Annotated in this window: 16 protein-coding genes; 7 read left to right on the forward strand and 9 right to left on the reverse strand. The window is 42.6% G+C overall.

Annotated elements, in window-relative coordinates; translation table 11 throughout:
- Complete coding sequence (trpA, locus tag Q9312_RS00395) at window positions 1-801, forward strand: tryptophan synthase subunit alpha (RefSeq protein WP_309202545.1); 801 nt, start codon at window positions 1-3, stop codon at window positions 799-801.
- A gap of 81 nt (window positions 802-882) precedes the next feature.
- Here the strand turns inward: trpA and Q9312_RS00400 are convergent, their stop codons facing one another.
- Window positions 883-1,152, reverse strand: a complete 270-nt coding sequence (locus Q9312_RS00400) for a hypothetical protein (protein WP_309202547.1) — start codon at window positions 1,150-1,152, stop codon at window positions 883-885.
- A 100-nt stretch (window positions 1,153-1,252) separates the two neighbouring features.
- Here Q9312_RS00400 and Q9312_RS00405 point away from each other — a divergent pair, with 100 nt between their 5' ends.
- The 4 genes from Q9312_RS00405 to Q9312_RS00420 all read left to right on the forward strand — a co-directional run bounded on the left by Q9312_RS00405 (window position 1,253) and on the right by Q9312_RS00420 (window position 5,157).
- Window positions 1,253-1,501 (forward strand): hypothetical protein, encoded by a 249-nt coding sequence (locus tag Q9312_RS00405; RefSeq protein ID WP_309202548.1) that lies wholly within the window; start codon window positions 1,253-1,255, stop codon window positions 1,499-1,501.
- Between the two features lie 370 nt (window positions 1,502-1,871).
- On the forward strand, window positions 1,872-3,791 hold the full coding sequence (locus Q9312_RS00410; RefSeq protein WP_309202549.1) for a sensor histidine kinase: 1,920 nt from the start codon (window positions 1,872-1,874) through the stop codon (window positions 3,789-3,791).
- 12 nt (window positions 3,792-3,803) lie between these two features.
- Window positions 3,804-4,235, forward strand: coding sequence for a response regulator (locus Q9312_RS00415; protein WP_309202550.1), 432 nt, complete (start codon window positions 3,804-3,806; stop codon window positions 4,233-4,235).
- Between the two features lies 1 nt (window position 4,236).
- Window positions 4,237-5,157, forward strand: coding sequence for a GGDEF domain-containing protein (locus Q9312_RS00420; protein WP_309202551.1), 921 nt, complete (start codon window positions 4,237-4,239; stop codon window positions 5,155-5,157).
- A gap of 17 nt (window positions 5,158-5,174) precedes the next feature.
- Here the strand turns inward: Q9312_RS00420 and hisD are convergent, their stop codons facing one another.
- From hisD to hisG, 7 genes are all read right to left on the reverse strand, one after another.
- Window positions 5,175-6,392: a histidinol dehydrogenase gene (hisD, locus tag Q9312_RS00425; protein WP_309202552.1), complete on the reverse strand. Its 1,218-nt coding sequence runs from the start codon at window positions 6,390-6,392 to the stop codon at window positions 5,175-5,177.
- 19 nt (window positions 6,393-6,411) lie between these two features.
- Window positions 6,412-7,656 carry a bifunctional phosphoribosyl-AMP cyclohydrolase/phosphoribosyl-ATP diphosphatase HisIE gene (gene hisIE / locus Q9312_RS00430; protein WP_309202553.1) on the reverse strand — a complete coding sequence of 415 codons (1,245 nt, stop codon included), beginning with the start codon at window positions 7,654-7,656 and terminating at the stop codon, window positions 6,412-6,414.
- A gap of 13 nt (window positions 7,657-7,669) precedes the next feature.
- Window positions 7,670-8,479 (reverse strand): imidazole glycerol phosphate synthase subunit HisF, encoded by an 810-nt coding sequence (gene hisF / locus Q9312_RS00435; protein WP_309202554.1) that lies wholly within the window; start codon window positions 8,477-8,479, stop codon window positions 7,670-7,672.
- 87 nt (window positions 8,480-8,566) lie between these two features.
- Window positions 8,567-9,163 (reverse strand): imidazole glycerol phosphate synthase subunit HisH, encoded by a 597-nt coding sequence (hisH, locus tag Q9312_RS00440; RefSeq protein ID WP_309202555.1) that lies wholly within the window; start codon window positions 9,161-9,163, stop codon window positions 8,567-8,569.
- Entirely contained in the window at window positions 9,163-9,744 is a 582-nt protein-coding gene (gene hisB / locus Q9312_RS00445; RefSeq protein WP_309202556.1) for an imidazoleglycerol-phosphate dehydratase HisB, read from the reverse strand. The genes hisH and hisB overlap by 1 nt, the downstream gene beginning before the upstream one ends.
- A 14-nt stretch (window positions 9,745-9,758) precedes the next feature.
- Window positions 9,759-11,447 (reverse strand): aminotransferase class I/II-fold pyridoxal phosphate-dependent enzyme, encoded by a 1,689-nt coding sequence (locus tag Q9312_RS00450; protein WP_309202557.1) that lies wholly within the window; start codon window positions 11,445-11,447, stop codon window positions 9,759-9,761.
- 18 nt (window positions 11,448-11,465) lie between these two features.
- Entirely contained in the window at window positions 11,466-12,314 is an 849-nt protein-coding gene (gene hisG / locus Q9312_RS00455; protein ID WP_309202558.1) for an ATP phosphoribosyltransferase, read from the reverse strand.
- A gap of 357 nt (window positions 12,315-12,671) precedes the next feature.
- Between hisG and aroA the strand changes: the two genes are divergently transcribed.
- Together aroA and aroC are read left to right on the forward strand one after the other, a co-directional pair.
- Window positions 12,672-13,946: a 3-phosphoshikimate 1-carboxyvinyltransferase gene (gene aroA, locus Q9312_RS00460; RefSeq protein WP_309202559.1), complete on the forward strand. Its 1,275-nt coding sequence runs from the start codon at window positions 12,672-12,674 to the stop codon at window positions 13,944-13,946.
- A gap of 120 nt (window positions 13,947-14,066) precedes the next feature.
- Entirely contained in the window at window positions 14,067-15,161 is a 1,095-nt protein-coding gene (gene aroC / locus Q9312_RS00465) for a chorismate synthase (RefSeq protein ID WP_309202560.1), read from the forward strand.
- Window positions 15,162-15,308: 147 nt separating this feature from the next.
- Here the strand turns inward: aroC and Q9312_RS00470 are convergent, their stop codons facing one another.
- Entirely contained in the window at window positions 15,309-15,686 is a 378-nt protein-coding gene (locus Q9312_RS00470) for a DUF2069 domain-containing protein (RefSeq protein WP_309202561.1), read from the reverse strand.
- Window positions 15,687-15,704: the final 18 nt, after the last annotated feature.

Raw genomic sequence — 15,704 nt, forward strand, 5'->3', positions numbered from 1 at the left:
GTGGAACGGTACCAATCATTATTTGCGCAATGTCGCGAGAACAATTCGATAGCCTTTATTCCTTTTGTAATGCTTGGCGATCCAGATTTAGAAACGAGCTACCAAATTATAACCACATTAATTGACAGTGGTGCTGATGCGTTGGAATTAGGCATTCCATTTTCAGACCCGGTGGCGGACGGTCCAACCATTCAAGCGGCTGCGATCAGAGCTTTGCAAGCTGACGTAACGCCTAAGCAGTGCTTTGAATTGTTGCAAAGAGTCCGAGCCTATGCGCCTAGCATTCCAATCGGATTGTTGTTGTATTCAAACTTAGTTTATCGAGACGGTATCGAGCACTTTTACCAACGCTGTCGAACGGCTGATATTGATTCCCTACTGATTGCTGATGTGCCATTGCGTGAAACCAATGTGTTCGACGAATATGCTCTGCAAAATCGGATTGCGCCGGTTCACATTCTACCTCCGACGCCAAGTGAGAAAACCTTAATGACCGTCGCAAAACGTTCACGAGGTTATACTTACGTGCTTGGGCGAGCTGGGGTGACCGGTACTGAAAGTCAAGCGGTTATGCCATCGAATGAAACCATGCAAGCACTAACCGACTATCAGGCTGCGCCTCCGGTGATGGGCTTTGGTATTTCTAGTCCCGACCACGTGATGCAAGCAAAAGCTCATGGATTTTCTGGTGTTATTTCCGGCTCTGCCGTCGTTAAGATAATTGAAGAGCACCGACAAGATCCATCGTCGATGTGTCAGGCATTGAAAACCTTTGTTCAACAGATGAAAGCGGCGACTTAACCGGTATTGGGTCTTGATCAAAACACTAAGGCAATGACAAAGGATCGTCCAGGTTCTGTTGAGAAGCAGGGAGTCTAAAAACTACAAAGGACGTTTAGTTAAGTCATCGGTCGAGTTGTGTTCATGCTGCTCAACTTGCTCGATGGCTTTTAGTAATTGACTATGTTCTCGTGAACCATGACCAGAGCGTAAATACACTTTTGCTGCTTTAACCACTTTATTCATCAGTTCAAGTTGATAGTGTTGATTGAGTAAACACTTGGCTAAGTGATCTGGGTCTTTATCTTGTTCGCGCATTTTAGCGGCGGTCGATAATGCCTGCGTTAATTCTTCTTGTGAGGGAACTCCCATATATTTATACCTTTAACCATAACTAATTATTTTATTATAGCTGCTAAATTTAGTAGCATAGCTCGAGTGTTGTAATGCGTTTGGGATAAGGGTTAAGAAAATGAACGATTTTTGGTCTCAGTTAGAGACACGCCTTCGAGCCATGGAAGCCGAGGAAGAGTATGATTTGTTTGCGATTGGTTATGTGATTCCACAAGTTGCACTCGCCGAGAAAGAAGGGGGAAGTAACCCAGCTGAAGCACAAGATATTCTTATTCGCTATATTCAACGCTCAATTGATCAAGATAATATCAATGATCGTGACCGAGAATTGATCGAACAAGTGTTGAATGCGGCGTTAGAAAACTAGGTAAACAGATGACGCGCTGAGTTGATACTGAGCAATTTAAGCGTTAGATACAATGCGATAATACTTGCTATTTTGAGCGGAGATTCTCGAAATAGAGAAATATCGCTCAAATTTTTAAGATAAAACAAAAAATATCACTTGTTTGGCTTGTTGTTTTTTCCAAGATTAGCGCCACTCTGGTCTCAAATGGAAGTGAGAAAAATCAATAATTACAATACGTTATCTAAAATCCGATAACCTAGCCTTCCTGTCTATTTAAATGGCCAAGGTCTTTTTATCCTTGGCTTACTACTTTGCACATTATTTGAACTACACTTAGTTTGGACGATTGTTGAAGTCGAACTACCGAACTATCGCGTGAGGACTTTTAATGTCAATATTGGAAGGATTTTTGCGTGGGGACTATATGCCCCACGGGCATTGCTATCTTTGGCAGCCGGGCATTTTATGGACTCATGTTATTTCCGATGTATTAATTGCTGCATCTTATTTTTCGATACCGATAGCGCTACTACTCTTCATTCGTAAGCGTCAAGATATTCGATTTAAAAGTACGTTCGTGCTCTTTTCTCTGTTTATTCTGTTCTGTGGGATCACCCATATTTTTGGAATCATTACTATTTGGAAAGGTGTTTATGGATTCCATGGAATTATGAAGGCGCTCACCGCATTAGTCTCCGTAACCACCGCAATTTATTTATTCAAAGTCATTCCGATTGCATTAAAGATTCCCTCTCCCGCGCAATATGTTTCGGTGAATGAGCAGTTGGATGTCGAAACTCAACGTCGACTAGCGTTGGAGCATAAATCTGCCGAAGACGCTATTTTTAAATATATGGCGGACTCCATTCCCGTCGCGTTAGCGGTTTTGGATGAGCGACAAAAAGTACGGCAAGTGAATTCGTCGTTTGAACAGTTATTTAAACGTAAAAGTAGTGAGTTGTTAAACAAGCGTTTGGAAAATATTATTGGTGTCAACTTAGACGCACTAGTTCAAAACGGCTCTCGAATTGACGCAGAAGACTATGAAACAGGTGATAGTCAAGTGTTGCACATCCGTTTGCAGAATGGTGCATATGTGAAAGCAGAAGTTTCACTGGTCAAAAAGAATTTCCAAAACACCCCGTTTACCCTAGTTTCATTTAAAGACCTGTCAGATATTGATTTTGCAGAAAGAGAAATCGAACGAACGGAACAACGATTTGATCGTGCGATTTCGGCAACCTCAGATGGCATTTGGGAATATCAAATTGACGATGATGTTATGTGGAGCTCACCTATTTTGGTGAAAATGTTTGATCAATATTTACAAACCGAGCTAAAGCTATCTGACTGGATTACGCCTATTCACGTTGATCACCGAGGAATGATAAGAGCCGCTATCGAAGATGCTATTCTAAAAGGTAAACCACTCTTTATTGAGTACCAAGGCGAGACGGAGTCAGGAACCTTTGAATGGTTTCTACTGCGCGGTCGAATCGTTGAATCTAAGAACAGTGGAAAACGTTATTTATCTGGCTCTATCGTAAATATTCAACAGCGAAAGTCCGCTGAGATTGAACTGCGTGAAAACTCCTACTTGCTGAGTGAATCGAATAAAGCGCTTGAAAGATTTGCCTATGTGGCGTCACACGATTTGCAAGAACCGCTACGAAAGATCACCGCTTTTTCAGATCGATTGCTGGCTCGTCTAGCCGATTCATTTGATGAAGAATCTCGGTTTGAACTAAGTCGAATTCATAGCGCGGCGATTCGGCTGAGAGGCATGATTAAAGACTTATTGTCACTTGCAAAGGTACAACAGCAAAAGCTTAAAAAGTCTAAGGTGAAACTCAGCCAAATGGTCGATACCGTTAGAGAACACCTGAGTTTAAGAATTGAAGAAACTGGTGCTGATATTCAATTGATGTCTGACGAGATTCTGTTCGTCGATGTTTCATTGTTTACACAAGTTTTACAAAATCTTATTCAAAACAGCATTCGCTATGCTCATCCTGAACGGACGGCCGTGATTAAAATTGACATTGATCGAATTCAGAGTAAAGACGAGCAAAAAGGGTTGTTACAACAGTTTAAAATTTCGGTTAGTGATAATGGGGTAGGTTTTGAACAAGACTACTGCGAGATGATATTTGAACCATTTAAACAATTAAGTGGTGATAAAGAGAAGGGAAGTGGAATAGGATTGTCTCTATGCAAACAAATAGTTCGAGTACATGGAGGAAGTATTAACGCAATTTCAACTCTTGGTGAGGGAAGTCGATTTGAAATTATTATTAACCAACGATGAGTCGATTTAGAAATGTTAAAGCTAGTGATGATTGAAGATGACCCAGATGATATTTATTTGCTCGAAAAAGCGATTAAAGAAGCTGAAGAAGAGATTGAACTGAATACGGTTAATCATGGACCGGCTTTGTTCGAGTACTTAAATAAACTTTGGGATCATCATTTTGGCCTATTTCCCGATATCATACTGTTAGATTTAAACCTGCCAAGAATGAATGGTCTTGAAATACTTAGAACCTTAAAGAGCGATGTGCGCTTTAAAAGTATTCCTGTTGTAATTTACACAACATCTGAGTTAAACACCGATGCTCTCAATTGTTACCAAAGTGGCGCCAATTCCTATTTAGTCAAACCAGAGAATTATCGAGGCGTAAAAGAGCTAATAGCATTGCTTACGAAATATTGGGAAAGGAATATCAAGTTATCATTTGAGGAGTTGCTGTAATATGGGTTTTAGACAGCTAAAAGTTTTAGTCGTTGATGACAATGAAGAAGATTGCCATTTAACCAAACGCTATTTGCTAGAAGATGAGAAGGGGCGCTATTTTGTAGAAACACTTGACTCGATTAGAGCACTCAGAGAGTTAGCAAAGTCAGACTCTTTCGATATTGTATTGCTCGATCTGAATCTATTAGATGTTTCTGGTTTAGACACACTTTTACAATGCCGACAAGTAGTGGGTGGATTACCGATCATTGTGATTACTGGAATAAATGACGAAGCGCTTGGTGAGAAAGCAGTGCAACTTGGTGCACAAGACTATATCCCCAAAGATGAGCTGAATGCACCCTTACTGAAAAGAACGATACGTTTAGCGCTAGAACGACATCTTCTTATGGAAGCTTTGACTGAGAAAGCCTTTAAAGACGAGCTTACATTGTTGCCGAATCGTCGAGCGTTTAAAGAACGATTGGCGAATACGTTAGTTACTGCTCAAAAAAATGATGAGTCGTTTGCTGTGGTGCTATTTGATCTGAATGGATTTAAACCAATTAATGATGAGTATGGTCACGATGCAGGCGATCAGGTATTGTCTCAGTTAGGTGCGAAGCTTCGAATGAACACTCGTCGTAGAGACTTTTTTGCTCGTATTGGCGGCGATGAATTTTCGGCCATTATCACTTCGCTCTATTCTATTGATCAATTGCAGCGAGTTATTAGAAATAATATCCTAATCTTTGAGTCAGAGTTTTATATCATAATCGACGATCAAATCATCACTAAAACGCTCACTGTTTCTATTGGTGCCGCAATGTACCCTCTCGATGGGCAAGAGGGTAAAGAGTTACTCAAACTAGCCGATCAAAATATGTACGACGTAAAACGCAAAAACTCAAGCGAGTCAGACTTTAAGATTGGTAAATAATAGCGTTGTAAGTCATCTCACTTTGTTCGAACCCGTAGACTCTCATAATGAAACTCGAGGCCTTCTGCATTGGCAATTGGCATGGCAACTTGGCTTAGATGCTGTCTACCTTGCTCGTTGATACGCTGTATCGTCTGAGTTTTTAAGAAGGTCTGTACACTGAGTCCACCTGTTTGTCGCGCAAACCTGGCGGTCGGTAGCGTGTGATTTGGACCACTGCAATAATCTCCCAGCGCAACAGCGCTGTTTATTCCGACAAATAACGAACCATAATTGGTTAATTCTTCAACTGAAATATTCGCATTGCAGAGCATTAAGTGTTCTGGCGCAAAGTCATTTGAAAATTCGATTTCTTCTTCGGTTGATGAGGTCAATAGCAATAGGATTTGTTGGTTGCTGACCAAACGGTCGTACTTCTTATCGTTCCTTAAAAAGGATTCCATGGTTTTGAGCCAGTTTTCATCGCTGCTGACAATTATCGACAGCGCCATAGGATCATGCTCTGATTGAGCCAGTGCATCTAGTGCTAACCATTCTATGGGTGTTTTGGCATCGCACAACGCAAGCAATTCGCTCGGTCCCGCGAGACCATCGATTTTAATTTGTCGTTGAATGAGAGCCTTTGCTTCATTGACGTAAGCGTTGCCTGGCCCAACGATTATATCGACGGGCTGCAAGTCTCGATAGCCAAAGGCTAAAGCTCCAATGGCCTGTACGCCGCCAACGTGATAGAAGTCGGTTGCGCCGGCCAAAGAGGCCGCTGCAAGAATAGCTGGGTTAAGTGAAGGAGATACCGCTATTCGTTGCGAACAACCAGCGACTTTGGCAGGAATCAAGGTCATCAGTGCCGTTGAAATCAAAGGATAGCGACCACCGGGAATATAACAACCGGCCCGAGCGATGGGTTTAACGACTTGGCCATATTCTCCAAATGAATCACTAAACGACTTATTGCCAATGTCTTCCTTTTGAAAGCGCGCGAAGCGTTTGATTCGTTTAGCGGCCTCTAAAATCGATAACTTTAACGACTCATCAAGCTTGTAATCATCAAAGGGCAGTAACTCGATTTTTGCTGGCTTTTGACCGTCAAATTGTAGCGCGTATTCATCAATCGCTGAGTCTCCATCTTTACGAATGGTCTCGAGCATGTCTGCAACTACATCGGATATTTTATTTTCTTGAGCTAAAAATGGTCGCTGCCAAGTTTTTGCTGAGTAAATAATTGAAGATTTCATACAAGTGCTCACTGTTCGGTTATTTCATGGGGCGATCATTGAAGCGACTTCTCAGTTCACTTGTAATGTCACTCAAGCTTACGCCTTTTGCTAAGGCATCGGTTAAGGCAAAAAATAACAAATCTGCTGCCTCCCATCGCACATCATCAAACGATTGTGCTTCAATCAACTCCAGTGCTTCTTCTTGAATTTTCTCGGCTCTTAGCTTATCGGAGCGGAATAATTTGGTACTGAATGAATCATCGGGCAGCGTTTGCTTTCGCTGTTCTAATAATTGCTCCAATTTGTTTAATGTAAAGTCATTTTGCTCACTTGAGAAGCAGCTATATCGTTCAAAGTGGCAGGCATTTCCTGTCTGGTTAACTTTAAATAATAGGGTGTCACCATCACAATCAACATCTGCATTCACTAACTGTTGCGTATTGCCACTGGTTAATCCTTTCGTCCAAATCTCTTGGCGACTACGACTCCAATAGGTTCCTTGCTTGCTTGATAACGCTTGGACCAGAGATTCTTGACTTGAATAAGCTAACATTAAAACCTTGCCAGTAGAGGCATCTTGGACGATGGTCGGAATGAGTTCAGACTTTTCAAAGTCGAGTTGAGCAATAAAGCAATCTTGGAGTTGTAACTGCCCAGTATAAATCGACATACCAATTTGACCATTGGCACCTAATGCCGTGAACCATTGAATGTCATCCAGTGTGGATATACCGCCAGCAATCGTGACTGGTAGCTTGCTAAGGTTTACAACTTGTTGAATTCTTTCGCGATCAAGACCTTGCAACATGCCTTCTTTTTCTACTTGGGTGTATAAGAATTCACTGCAATCTTTTTCTAATTCAGGAATTAGTTCATTAACGGTGATACTTTCTGTATTCGTCCAGCCTGCGGTAGACCAATAGTCACCTTTTGCATCAATAGCAAAAATCAATGACTCTCTCGGTAATTTCTTTACCCAGCTTTCGCGACACTTTGTCCCAATAATAATTTTGCTGGCACCCGCTTTAAGGTATCTTTGTGCCGTCTCAAGATCACGAATACCGCCACCAACTCGGCAAGGTCGAACCTTTAACAAGTCAATAATCAACTGCTCGTTGTTGCCTTTTCCAAGTGCGGCATCTAAATCAATGATGGCCACTTCACCATAGATAGAAAACTCTTCTAATAACTCAAAAACGTTGTCACGCTCTAAGATCTTTTCTTTACCTTGCTTCAACTGAACGGCTTTACCATTCATTAAATCGATCGATGGAATTAACATGAATGTTCCTTAATTAAATTCTAACTTTCACGCCGTTGTCGGCTAAAAACTGTTTGACTTGATCTATTCGATACTCACCACTGTGAAACATGCCTGCGGCTAGACAAGCATCAGCACCATGGCGAAAAGCTTCTAAGAAATGCTGTTCATTTTTGGCACCACCAGAGGCAATAACTTGTATCTTTGCATTTTTCGCAATCTCACCAGTCAGTTCATTATCGAATCCGAGACCGGTTCCATCGCGGTGCATACAGGTCAATAAAATTTCGCCCGCACCACGTTGCTGTATTTCATTAACCCATTGATTGAAGTCTTTGTTGACTAAGGTTCTGCCACCGTGAATGTAAAGCTGAGGTGACGAGTCTTGGCTAGGTTTATTGACATCGACGGCGACAACGACGCATTGAGAACCATAGCTCTTTGCAACTTGTTCGATGATTTCTGGATGAGTCACTGCCGTTGTGTTTAATGCGACTTTGTCAGCACCGGCATCGAGAAAGGCTTGTACATCGGCAAGGCTTTTTAATCCGCCACCAACCGTAAATGGGATACTTAATTGCTGGGCAATGCGGGTAACGTTTGCCAAGGCGGTTGGTCGGTTTTCTGAGCTCGCTGATATATCCAGAAAAACAATCTCATCGGCACCTTGACACTCATATTGCATTGCCAGCTCTACGGGGTCTCCCATATCGCGAAGGTTCACAAAGTTGGTGCCTTTTACAACACGACCATTGTCAACATCTAAGCAAGGGATGATTCGAGCGGTCAATAGATTTGTATCATCCCCAATTTGCGGTTTCGATGCCCGGGTGTTTTTAATCATAGTGAATTTCCACAGTGTTTAATTTAATAATCAATTTCGCGATAGGAAGCGACTCGTATTTTAAGCGCTTACTATCTAAACCACGTATTAGCTCAGGTTGAGAGCCTGAGCGACGAGCTTGGAGCCGTAATGGCTCGACTTTTCGGGATGAAATTGAAAACCAACCAGATTGTTGAGTTTGACGGCGGCGCAAAAGGTTTCTCCGTAACTGGTTGTAGCGATACATTGCTGACTCTCTTTTATGGCGTAACTGTTCACAAAGTAGGGCATTCCTGACTCAAATGACGCGGTACTGAACTGACAACTCGACCATCCAACCATCGGTTGTTTTGGCGAGTTGAGTTTTTTTACTTTACCGTCTAGCCAACCTAAGCCTAATACGCCGGGAGACTCTTCCGACTGCTCGAAAAAAACTTGCATGCCAACGCATATGCCTAACAAGTATTTATCTTCGCTTTTCCATTGATTTAAGAAGCTAAGCCAGCCTTCGGTTGTTAGTTGCTGCATAACCGACCCAAAATGTCCTTGGCCCGGAATGATTAATCGATCTCCGACAACTTGAGCAGGCGTTTTTGCGACCATCACTTCACAGCCCAGTCGTTGCAAGCAGGCTTTTAAACTGAATATATTGCCTGCTTTGGTATCAATGATGGTTACGGTATAAGCCTTACTAGGTTCAATCACTACAAACTACCTTTGGTTGATGAGGTTCCATTGGCTGGAGAAAAAGCCTCTTTTAATCCATAAGCTAATGCCTTAAAGCATCCCTCAATCAAATGATGATTGTTTCTAAAGTACATAGGCTTAATGTGCAGCGTCATTTGTGCATTCATCGCTAAGGTATAGAAAAAGTGTTCAAACATTTCGCTGCTGATTCCACCGATCATCTCTCGAGTGAAGTTTAACTCGCCAACAAAATAAGGCCGACCAGACAAGTCAACGGCGCACAAAATTAGCGCTTCATCCATAGGCATTAAACGTTGCCCAAATCTTTGAAGCGACTTCTGACCTCTCCATGCTTTCTCTAAGGCTTGGCCGAGCACAATCGCCACGTCTTCGACGCTGTGATGATCGTCAACCTCTAAGTCGCCATTAACCTTGACCGTTAGATCCCAACGCGCGTGGGATGCTAATGCCGTAAGCATGTGATCAAGAAAGCCAATGCCGGTTTGAATATCAAGTTGTTGACTACCTTGTGTATTCAGAGTGAGATCAATATTGGTTTCTTTTGTGGTTCGTTGAATAGTGATTGAATTGTTCGTCATTATTCCACTCCTTATTAGCGCTTATTGTTGGCTGCTGCGGTTGGCAACAGTGCGGTAAGTTGATTGATATCTTCAAGCACCAAACTCGCTCCTGACGAACGCAACTTATCAGCATTTTCAAGGCCGATACCGATGGCTATGGAGTTGCTATTGATCGCGGCTTGCATATCATCTGGAGTATCGCCAATCATCCAACTACGAGACACGTTAAAACGCTCTTTTAGGTTAAGGATGCCTTCAGGACTCGGTTTGCATTGTTGTACATCATCGGTACTGATGAGCTTAAAATCATTCCAAACCGAAGAAGTTTTGGATAGTTGTTTAAGCCCTATCTCTGCTTCAAAACGCGGTCGACCGGTCACGATTGCTTTCGCAATAGGTAGCGCTTCAAGTTGATTGTTTAGCTCAGAGGCAACCATTATTTTTTCATTAGAGATAAGCCCTGGCGTATTCTCATTTCCAAGATAAACACTTTGAAAATACTCAATGACTGAATCAAGTGCTATGGATTGTTTTGAACGTTCGTTGATCAGAGCGTGGCTCAAAACCCAGTCATTATTGAATCCGCCGCTGCGTCTTTTGTTTAAAATATCACTCAAGGTTACGGTTTTTTGAGTAAATTGGTAGACGGTTTTTATGATTGCCTGATCATAGCTTTCGGAGGTATTAATCAGCACACCGTCCATATCAAAGCAAAGCAGTTCTGGCGCAAATACTTTTTGTAACCCATCGACTAGTCTATTCAAATAGTAAGGGATAGTAATTCGAATACAATTTTTAAGATATTGATCGTTAAACTGCCTAACTTGAATACCCTGCTGCGCTAAGGCGGTTGTTGCAAGTTGACACAGCTGCTCGCTCATTGGTACGAGTAAAAAATTGGCTTGTGACGTTAATGGTGAAAGGCCGATATTTTTAAACCATCCAGTTAACTCTGAACGATTCGCTTTAATTCGTTCAATAAATAGAGTGACATCGTCTTGTACTTTCGTTTGAAAAGTCGCTGAAGCTATTTGCAGACTGAGTGCTGGAACGTTGAAGGGCATCGCACGTTGTTTAAATTGTGAGATGAGTCTGGTGCTACCTATAAGATAACCAAATCGTATGCCTGCGAGACCATAAGCTTTCGAAAGCGTTCTCAATAAGACTAAGTTATCAAATCGCTTGAGCAATTCAAGCGCTGAGGGTTGATCGCTAAACTCGATATAGGCTTCGTCAAGAAATATCCAACTACCATTTGATTGAGCAAGCGTGAGTAGACTTTCAATGACCGTAAGATCAAGCAATTCCCCCGTTGGGTTATTTGGACTGGTAACCACAGCGATACTATTAGGCGTTTCTTGAATAGCATTTTTCAGCGCATCCAAGTCAATACTCAGATCGTCTTTAGGGGGAATTTGAATACTGTCTAGCTGCCAACTCTCAATACCTTGTGTGTATTGACTAAAAGCGGGAAGTGGCAAAATGATTTTACTTTGCTCTTTTATCAAACGCATCAAAATGTATATTGACTCGTCACCGCCGTTGCTGCAAAAAATATTGTCAGCCGTCAGCTGAAGAGACCATTGTTGATTGTAATTATCAGCAATCAGTTGCTCAATCGGTTCTCTCAGCGGATATTGCCAAAGCGAATCAACATTCAATTGCAATTCGTTCAACCAGCTAGAAGCAAAATCACTGCGCTCATTTAGGTCCAGTTTCATGATTCCATCTCTCGCCAACTAAATCGATTTATTGATCGGTGTTTCTAAAATATCGGTAGCGCCGGCGGAAATTAAAGCCGGTAATAAACCTTGGATATCTTTTTTCGGTACTGCTGCTTTAATGGCGAAACCCTCTTCATTGTACAAGCGGCTAACCGTGGGCGAACGCATCGCTGGCAGTAAGTTAACGATTTGTTCAATCGCTTGATTGCTGCAGTTCATTTCTAGAAGTACGCGCTCACGACCATTCAATACCGCCTGCATGACCGTGAGTAAATCTTCTATGTCTTGGCGCTTACCAGGATCTTTTAGTACCTGCGGATTAGCAATGAATTGGGTTGAACTGTCCATGACCTTGTCGACGATTTTTAATCGATTTGCGCGAATTGTTGTTCCAGTACTGGTGTTATCGATGATCATATCGGCATCTTCTGGAGGAAATACCTCAGTCGCACCGTAACTTCGAAGCAACTGATAGTCGAACCCGTTTCGGTCTAAGTAATCGGTAGCAATGCGCTTGTATTCAGAGGCAACGATAACCTTTCTCTGTTTTACTTCTTGCCAGTCCCACTCTTCGGGAATGCACGCGACGATTCTTACTGGATCAAATCCAAGCTCTTTGATCACCTCAACCTCGCAGCGACGTTCATAAATCCAATCTTGGCCAGCAAAACCGATGTCGTGTTGGCCGAGTTCGACCAAAGAGGGAATGTTTTGGCTTTTGAGCAATTTGACTTCGAGATCGAAGCCATAGGCGCGTGGGCGGTAGTTGCGGTCGTCGCCGACTAACGTAATTCCCATGTCTTTCATCAGTTGTATAACTTTAGTGTTGATTCGACCTTTGGGTAAAACCAGTTTAAGAGTCATGGTTTATTCCTTATTAATGCGTTAAATGTTTAAAGTTTCATATTCCAATCGAGCATATAAAAAAGCCCCGTATACTTTGGTAAACGGGGCTTTGCTGTAAACTAGTGAGATTCAATCAATAGGCAAAAGCACCGTCATCGGGAGGATGATGGTGATGAAAATGAGTTTGGCGAAGTTGTTTTGTTTTCATGGGTTGTATAGTGGCATTGTTGGCGTTGTATAGTCAATAAAAATTTTACTTCTATTGAAAATAAAGACTTTGGGGCGCATTTCGCTTAAAGTGTGCAGACTTAAATGTTTAGGTTGTATATACAGAAATGGGTTTGGTTTAAGAGACAATCAATGTGAATTCGATGCATGAATAGAGAAATTATCCCTGCTGACCAGTTACAGGCAAAGGTTCAATTATCAGGAAGTAAATATTTGGCAAATCGCTGGGTCGTATTAGCGGCACTAGCCTCGCAGCCTGTCGTTCTCAATAATGTTGTCAATAATGATGACATTAACACCGCGATAAAAGGGTTAAATGCTCTTGGCTACCGATTAGTACAGCAAGACGGGGCCACCATAATTAGTCTGCCTCGAGAGCAAAAATTGGATCGAGGAGTTGAGGTATATACGGCACACAGTGGTACTTTCTCTCGATTTATTGCGGCTGTCGCCGCGTTAGACGCTGTCCCCATTCATTTATTCGGCAGCGACAAAATGAACTCTCGCCCAATGGCGGGGATTTTTTCTGCGCTCCGTGATCTTGGCGTCGCGATTGAATCAGAAGATGATACTTTACCAGCGACCATTACCGGGCCAGTTAAAGTATTAGAATGCTCAATCGATGGCTCGATCAGCAGTCAGTACATTAGCGCATTACTGCTCATTGCACCGAAGTTAGCCGACGATTTCGTACTCACCATTACTGGCGACGCTGTTTCGACTCATTACATTGATATGACCATCGATTTAATGCGCCAGCTCGGTGTGAAAGTTGACGTAACGGGAAAACAATATCGAGTGAAGGGTGCTCAAGACTATCGTGGTGGGGAGTTTACGATTGCTCCGGATCCGGTGAGCAGTTCTTATTTTATGGGCGCTGCTGCCATTTGTGGCGGCGAAGTGATACTCAATCATTTTGATTTTGCATCGTTGCAAGGTGAAGCAAAGTTTTATCATTGTCTTCAGCAAATGGGTTGTGATATTCAGCGAAACGGCCAACAAATGATTATTCGTCGCGATCAGCAATCTCTGATCGGCCAAACCTTTGATATGGGTGAAATGCCTGATGTTGTACAAACCTTGGCAAGTGTGGCTTGTTTTGCTCAAGGCACAACCGTGATGAAAAACATTGCGCACCTTGCATTTAAAGAATCTAATCGCATTGTTGATACGGCGACGGAGTTAGCCAAGCTGGGGGCTAAAGTCGAGTATGGTCGTGATTATTTAGCCGTAACCGGTGGTGAGCTTGTTGGTACTCGATTAAAGACTTATGATGACCATCGCATGGCAATGAGTTTAGCGTTAATCGGAGCCAAAGTTCCTGGAGTAGTGATCGAAGACGCTGATGTTGTGTCCAAGTCATTCCCTAACTATTTTGATACTTTAGCGACGGTTGGCATTCAGTCTAAAATCGTTCCATAGAACGACTAAAAAGTTCGACTCTATAGAGTTAATGAGTAGAGTCGCAAACGATAGGTTTTTCACCTCGATTTCTTATTAACGTTTAAAGCCAATCAAACATTGATGTAAGAGGAGTGGCTTATGGCTGGCGATAGCATCGGACAATTGTTTCGTTTTACCAATTGGGGAGAGTCACACGGTAAAGCGATCGGTGGGGTTTTAGAAGGTTGTCCTGCCGGTATTTCGTTGAGTGAGGATGATCTGCAACCGGCATTGGATCGTCGTCGTCCCGGTCAAAGTAAAATCGTGACGCAGCGTAAAGAAGCTGATGCGGTAGAAATATTATCTGGACTGTATGAAGGAAAAACAACGGGTACGCCAATCTCATTAATGATTCGTAATCAAGATCAACGCAGTAAAGATTATTCTGAAATGGCGCAGCTTTATCGTCCATCGCATGCAGATTTCACGTATCAACAAAAATACGGCATTCGAGATGTCGCGGGTGGAGGGCGTAGTTCAGCGCGAGTGACGGCACCAACGGTCGCCGCTGGAGCGATCGCTGAAAAAATATTACAGCAGTTTTGCGGTGTTTCGATCGTCGCCTATGTTAAGTCTGTGGCTGAAATCGAGTATTCGAACTTTGATCCTCTGGTGACACGGGAGCAGGTCGAGCAATCTGTGGTGCGTTGTCCCGAACTCTCTATTGCCGAAAAAATGATCCAAAAAATTGAAGCCACACGAAAGCAGGGCGATTCGATAGGCGGTGTCATTGAGTGCGTTATTCAATCGGTTCCCGTTGGGCTTGGTGAGCCCATCTTCGATAAATTAGAGGCTGACTTAGCCAAAGCGATGCTGAGCATTAATGCAAGCAAAGGCTTTGAAATTGGCAGCGGTTTTGCAGGTACTCGGTTATCAGGATCAGAACATAATGATCCCTTCATTAATTCAAACGGAACCATTGCAACACGTTCAAATTACTCTGGTGGTATTCAGGGAGGAATAAGTAATGGAATGCCGATAGTTTTTAGAGTTGCCTTTAAACCAACCGCAACAATCATTCAAGACCAGCAAACGGTTAATCTGGAGGGTGAAGCGGTGACCTTTAAAGCGAAAGGGCGTCATGATCCTTGCGTGTTACCGCGAGCGGTCCCCATCGTTGAAGCAATGGCCGCGCTAACGCTTTGTGATCATTGGCTCCGATATCGCGGGTATCAAAACTTAACCTCAGAATAGGTCTCGCGGTGTTTAATGTGAAATGAGCTCTTGCATAAGGGCTTGTACAAAAGGGCTTGCACAAAAGACCGTACACAAAAGACCGTACACAACAGAGCATGCACTGCAGTAACGCATGCTCTGTTGCATCTACGGTGGTCAATTGAGTTAAGTTTTTTTCTTTTGTTGGCGAATGGCCAAAATGGCACAACTAAAGTTGATAAATACGAATATTAGCTCAATGATTCCTAACCATCGTTGTGCATCTTGGCTTGGCAGATACCAAACCCCATGGCAAAAATACAGCATGTTGATGAACTGTAACCAAGCAAAGGTATATAGCTTTCCTTTAAGTACACCCGGTAAAGCGAATAATAGTGGTAAGCACCAAGCGAGTATCTTCCAATAAATCGGTACGGTGGTGGCCGGAAATAAAAAGCTAGACCATACGATAAGTAAAGCGAGTAGAGCAAAGTAGCTAAGTTGAGTCACTCGGCCGTAAATACTTTTCGGAAGCATCAAATTTTGACTGACAGTGGTGTTCATTGGAACCTCTTGTGGGTA

The sequence above is a fragment of the Pleionea litopenaei genome, from assembly GCF_031198435.1.
Classification (GTDB): domain Bacteria; phylum Pseudomonadota; class Gammaproteobacteria; order Enterobacterales; family Kangiellaceae; genus Pleionea; species Pleionea litopenaei.

Coding starts and splice junctions, on each gene's coding strand:
- Q9312_RS00420 (WP_309202551.1), top strand. CDS start 4,237: ATGGGTTTTAGACAGCTAAAAGTTTTAGTCGTTGATGACAATGAAGAA.
- aroA (WP_309202559.1), top strand. CDS start 12,672: ATGAATAGAGAAATTATCCCTGCTGACCAGTTACAGGCAAAGGTTCAA.
- Q9312_RS00450 (WP_309202557.1), bottom strand. CDS start 11,447: ATGAAACTGGACCTAAATGAGCGCAGTGATTTTGCTTCTAGCTGGTTG.
- Q9312_RS00405 (WP_309202548.1), top strand. CDS start 1,253: ATGAACGATTTTTGGTCTCAGTTAGAGACACGCCTTCGAGCCATGGAA.
- Q9312_RS00415 (WP_309202550.1), top strand. CDS start 3,804: ATGTTAAAGCTAGTGATGATTGAAGATGACCCAGATGATATTTATTTG.
- Q9312_RS00410 (WP_309202549.1), top strand. CDS start 1,872: ATGTCAATATTGGAAGGATTTTTGCGTGGGGACTATATGCCCCACGGG.
- Q9312_RS00470 (WP_309202561.1), bottom strand. CDS start 15,686: ATGAACACCACTGTCAGTCAAAATTTGATGCTTCCGAAAAGTATTTAC.
- Q9312_RS00400 (WP_309202547.1), bottom strand. CDS start 1,152: ATGGGAGTTCCCTCACAAGAAGAATTAACGCAGGCATTATCGACCGCC.
- hisIE (WP_309202553.1), bottom strand. CDS start 7,656: ATGTTAATTCCATCGATCGATTTAATGAATGGTAAAGCCGTTCAGTTG.
- aroC (WP_309202560.1), top strand. CDS start 14,067: ATGGCTGGCGATAGCATCGGACAATTGTTTCGTTTTACCAATTGGGGA.
- hisG (WP_309202558.1), bottom strand. CDS start 12,314: ATGACTCTTAAACTGGTTTTACCCAAAGGTCGAATCAACACTAAAGTT.
- hisB (WP_309202556.1), bottom strand. CDS start 9,744: ATGACGAACAATTCAATCACTATTCAACGAACCACAAAAGAAACCAAT.
- hisD (WP_309202552.1), bottom strand. CDS start 6,392: ATGAAATCTTCAATTATTTACTCAGCAAAAACTTGGCAGCGACCATTT.
- hisF (WP_309202554.1), bottom strand. CDS start 8,479: ATGATTAAAAACACCCGGGCATCGAAACCGCAAATTGGGGATGATACA.